At 51.1% G+C, this 4883-nt stretch carries 4 protein-coding genes; all 4 read right to left on the minus strand.

Going from position 1 to position 4883, the window contains the following annotated elements:
- Nucleotides 1–420, minus strand: a 420-nt coding sequence (locus tag ACIQ20_RS15835; protein ID WP_395782007.1) for an AbiEi antitoxin N-terminal domain-containing protein, incomplete at its 3' end; no start/stop codon positions are given.
- 86 nt (nucleotides 421–506) lie between these two features.
- The gene (locus ACIQ20_RS15840) at nucleotides 507–725 is read right to left on the minus strand and encodes a DUF4926 domain-containing protein (protein ID WP_395782009.1); all 219 of its coding nucleotides are present in this window, start codon (nucleotides 723–725) and stop codon (nucleotides 507–509) included.
- A 277-nt stretch (nucleotides 726–1002) separates the two neighbouring features.
- Entirely contained in the window at nucleotides 1003–3078 is a 2076-nt protein-coding gene (locus ACIQ20_RS15845; protein WP_395782011.1) for a TonB-dependent receptor plug domain-containing protein, read from the minus strand.
- A 463-nt stretch (nucleotides 3079–3541) separates the two neighbouring features.
- Entirely contained in the window at nucleotides 3542–4831 is a 1290-nt protein-coding gene (locus ACIQ20_RS15850) for a tyrosine-type recombinase/integrase (RefSeq protein WP_395782013.1), read from the minus strand.
- Nucleotides 4832–4883 lie beyond the last annotated feature (52 nt).

The following is a 4883-nucleotide window of genomic DNA, read 5'->3' on the forward strand; positions in this document are numbered from 1 at the left end:
TTTGCGGACACCGAGATGCGGTGGCAGAAAGTTTGTCTGGGAATGCACAAATTCGTTCGACCAAGCGGCTTTGAACCATTTAGGAAGCGTCGCGCCTTTGGGACCAAACAAATGGACTGGTTCAACGTCGACCCGCGCATAGTGGGCAAAGCCATCATTGGTTAGGGCCGTAAGACCCCCGACATGGATTGCCAAACCTAATTGCGTTTGCAAACCAGAAAGGGCCGCTTGCCACGTCAACTCATCGTTCGGGCGCTGGAACACGCCGGGGCTTAGCCTTTCCAACCAACCGCTTTTCACATATTGGTTAGCAAGGCTGTACGACACCCCTCGCTGGCTCAACCACGCTTGAGTGACGAGGCCTTTGCTCGGCCAATCATCAAGGACATTTTGTATTTTTGATGCTACATTCGTATTCATAATATGAATTTATCATAAAATATGAAAAATTCAATGAAGTCGATATGGGCTGATCGGTGGGAACTTGAGACCGTCAAATAACTGCCTCAGGCCGCGACTTGTTCATAGGACAAACGAAGAAGCGAAGAGATTGGCAAGGTGGGCATCGAAAAAGTAGCGCCATCTCGGTCACAGAACTCCACAAGCGCAAAGTCGTCATCCAACAACTCGACCACGGTTCCAACTTGGCCTTGCACGAGACCCAAGTCGCTCTGATCGCTCAAAAGCGCGACGGCATCTAGCAAGTTGGGTTGCACTCTGACCATGGTTCTTGTCCTCAGATCCGGCGCGCTTGTCAGTCACATCAAAGGCCGAAACAAACTTTGCGACGTCATCTCCAGTCCGTATCACCCATAATGATCGCACAAAAGCTGACTCCGTGCCATGGATAAGTTTGAAGTCCCCTCGGATCAGGCTCAGCCGACCCAGAAACTTGGCAGTTGAACTACAATACCAGATACTGGCTTAACTTTGCTGCAAACCTATTCAGTCAATCGGGTCAGCCTCAATCAACGCACGCTGGACGACTTATGGGAAGACGAATCAGAATGTTTTAGACAAGGAAACCCTCAAAGAGCGTGACGGGTAGGAGTTACGCGCCTGCGAATTAAAGTCAGGTCCGAACGAACGGTTTAGACGGTCAGTTTCCACCCCGATATTTGTTGCGGTCACAACCAATGAAACTTTCTTTGGTAGGCGGCGCGTAAACTGAATTGAATTCTCCCAGTAGCCCTCATCGACATAACCCAGACTGTGATTATCACTCTGGAAACTGGTCGAGAACACAAATTGGTTCAGGCTATTTGGCTTGTAATCCAAGCTAAGCTTACCGTTGGACTGGACTTTCTCTACGCGAGGCGTACCGGAAGCCAGAAACGGGTCGGAAAAGGAAATTTCGCTCACTTCCCAATTGAAACTATAGTTCAGCTTCTTGCCAAGCTTTCCTTTCAAAGTTGAACCTAGCCCTGTGGATTGGGAGCTACCCAGATTGACACTGGAAGCGAGGACCACATTGTTTTGGATCCTACTGGAGCTGAAGCTGAACTCATTTTTGGTGTCACGAAAGAAGGCAGTTGTGACCAGCGATAAGCCATTTTTTTCAAATTCATGCGTGAACTCAAACGTCTGACGATCCGCCGGTTCCAGCTTCGGATTCCCTTCTTGGGCGTAATATAAGCCGAAAGAGCGCCGAAAAGGATTGAGCTGGGCCAAAGAGCTCGGTGAAGTGCCCTGACTATAACTGGCCTTTAGCGTGCCAGCGGTCCCAAGAGCGCGTGTGATGAATAGGCTTGGCAAGACCCGCTGATAGGCGGTCGTTCCAGAAAGTAGTCCCACACCGTCAGACCAATCTATCGCGGTGTCCTCGACCCGAATCCCCGGTTGAAAGCCAAACTTGCCCAGTTTGAATTGAAAGGATGCATACGCGGCTTGATCTCGCTGTTGAGCCTTAAAGAGATTTGATTGGACTATCCCGGGACCGGCATAACCGAGGTCAGAAAAACCGAGCTCAAAGTCTTTATCGTTATAGCTCATCCCAAATGAGAGTACGCGCCCAGCTTTAAGGGTTTTCTCAAAACTGGTTTCAAATTCTAAAGTACGCTCTTCTTTGCGTTCTTGGTTTGAAAACCATAGCGTCCCTCTTTGGTTTTCGTAGTCGGCCTTGCTCAGATTATTGCTAAAATTGAGGTCAATATTGAATTTGTACGTGTCTTCCTTCTCAGACTTGAAACCGAGGGAATGATATTGAACAGATCCGGGTGACCGGCTGGCAGACATAAACGGGGTGATGGATTGCGAATTTGCCAGCGTCCGTATTTCAACACTTTGCGTCTTGTAGTCAAAATCCCCAGAAAAGAAGGTTGAGCTCAAAGAGAGAGAGTCTGTGCTATTGAAGGTGCGGACAGCACGAAGGGATGCATTAAGGTCTGAGGTTGAATATCGCCCTAAGCTGGTTGTAGACTCTAGCTCGCGATTTGAACCGAGGCCAGACGCCCCATCGGATTGCAACTGATATGGTACTTCATTTTTGGTAGCCCGAAGAAAGCCGTTAAAGCTCCAAGGCTTCATACCTTTATTGAGAGACAGTGAAAACACCTGACTATCGAGTGTGTTGATGCTGGCAGCTACTGAGCCGCCAAGCTTGTCCTCCTCTTGGGCCTTCTTCGTGATGATATTGATCACGGCTTGCGAACTTGAGGCAAATTCCGCAGGCGGATTGGACATCACTTCAATGCGCGAGATCTGATTAGCGGGAATTTGTAAAGCTGCGGCCCTTGGCATGGATTTGCCGTCCACTAAAACGGTCACGAACGCACCGCCCACCATGGTGATCCGATTATTGGCCCCTACAAAAACGCCGGGCAGCAGTCCAATCGCATCCACTGCCGCCGAGGCTGGGGCATCGGGCAAGGTACGAACGTCATATACAACACGATCAATTCGGCTATCGCGCGTTTGCGGTCGTGCTTTGACCACAATCGTTTCGACTTGCTGGGCAGGTTCGGCAGTAGTGCTACTCGCCTGTCCTTCAGCGACCGCTTGGCTTGCCGGTGGCTGAGTTGTGGTAACGTCTGACGCAGGCTGGGCAATCAAGGTGCCCGCTAAGAATAAATAGATCATTTCAAATTGGCCTCAAATCCAAGAAATCTACCTTTAATAGGTGATTTGTAGCGATAAAAGCGAAATTCCGCTACCGGGCGATCACAGCTGTGAGATTGTTGTGATTTTTGCACTTGATCCGAGATCGATTGCAGCCCTCTTGGCTGACCTATCTCGACTAAAGCCCATGCTTTTCTCTTCTATGTCCGTTCTCGGGGAAATAAGGCCCCAAAGCGGTCAGTCAAATCAAGGTGGATTCACGACATCACAATCGAATTATGTCTCGATAACCTACGAAATTGGCTGTTTGGGAAACCAAATCATGACAGTTAATTTGGCTCCGCGAACCTAAAGGCCAGTTAGGGCTAGCTCGAATTGGGAAGAGAGCCCGCCTTGACCGCTTCGCGCAAGTGCTCCCTCGGAGACAGAGTATATTCCGTCAATTTGGCCTCAGAGATTGATACGTTATCACCAAAAGGCTGCATCACTCTCGCCCTATGGCGAACCGCTCGGCCACCTTCTCAGCAATAATCCGTGCGGCAGTATCGCCGGGGTGCGCATAGCGTTCGGTTGAAGAGGCGTTCGCATGCCCTAAAGCTCGACCTACGAGATAGAGGGATGCACCATCTTCGACCGCGAATGTTGCAAAGCTATGGCGTAGGTCATGGAGCCGAACATCTGAGAGCCCCGCGAGCTCGCGGACTTTCAGCCATGCCTTATTGACCCCCAAAACCGGCTTACCGGAAATTTGAGACATGAAGACATAAGGACCTAGTCGCGGGAGATATTCGAGGATAGCGCGCGCTTGCTCGGACAGAATGATCGTGCGGGATTTATTCTGACTACCCATTTTTGTTCGGATAGGCGGTAGAACGAGACGCGAGCGCTCTATGTCAACTTCAGACCAATTGAGTTCAGTGATTTCGTTACGGCGCGCTCCCGTCAGCATGATCAGGCGAATGATGTTGGCATAATGAGGCGCGATGACCCATGCGGCTTGCGCCTCATCGAGGACCGTCCAAAGCTTCTTTGCCTCTTCCGTGGTGATGGATCGTTCCCGCCGGTTGTCGCGCAGCTTCTGGACTTTGGAGCAGGGATTGGTTTCCAAAATCTCCCGCCAGATCGCCCATGAGAACATTGCCGACAGACATCTCATGCCACGGGAGGCAGCACTAGGCCCGCCCTTAACAATGGAGCGCCCTCTTGGGCCAGTCTTGATGTCGTGTGAAGTCTTGCCCGCCGCGACGTCCCTTTGCCAAGCGGCGAGATCGCTAGGCCGAACGTCCTTTGCAATGACATCATCCAGAAGGGGCTTGATGTGGCGCTTATAGGACGTGGCGTCGACTGACCAAGACGACTCCCTCTTCAGCGGCTTATCACTCGGTCCATCGCGGAAATACATCTCAAACAACTGGCCGATGGTCGCGTCACGCATGGCCTTCGCTATGACCAGTCCACCTTTTCCGGCCAAGGCCTTTACCCGCTCACTTGGGGTCTCAGATAAGTCGACGCCCTTGGTCGCCTCAGTAATAACTTCTCGCGCTCGGTTGCGCGCCGCTTCAGGACTCCAAGGCAAACCGTGTTCGCCAATGGTCATCCATCGCTGTTGACGGTTCACGCGATACTTCACGCAATAGGTCTTTCGGCCACTCGACGAGATCCGCAGCATGAAACCACGCAGCTCAATATCCCAAATCCGCGTGTCTCCAGTCTCCGGCGGCATCGCGGAATCGACAAATCTCTTGTTGATTTTCGCCTTCAAAACGTCTGACATTGTCAACTTCCTATGCCATTTTTGTGCTATCAATCGACCCCATCACGCGACA

The organism is Aquidulcibacter sp. (assembly GCF_044346625.1).
Lineage (GTDB): Bacteria > Pseudomonadota > Alphaproteobacteria > Caulobacterales > Aquidulcibacteraceae > Aquidulcibacter.

Coding starts and splice junctions, on each gene's coding strand:
- ACIQ20_RS15845 (WP_395782011.1), bottom strand. CDS start 3,078: ATGATCTATTTATTCTTAGCGGGCACCTTGATTGCCCAGCCTGCGTCA.
- ACIQ20_RS15850 (WP_395782013.1), bottom strand. CDS start 4,831: ATGTCAGACGTTTTGAAGGCGAAAATCAACAAGAGATTTGTCGATTCC.
- ACIQ20_RS15840 (WP_395782009.1), bottom strand. CDS start 725: ATGGTCAGAGTGCAACCCAACTTGCTAGATGCCGTCGCGCTTTTGAGC.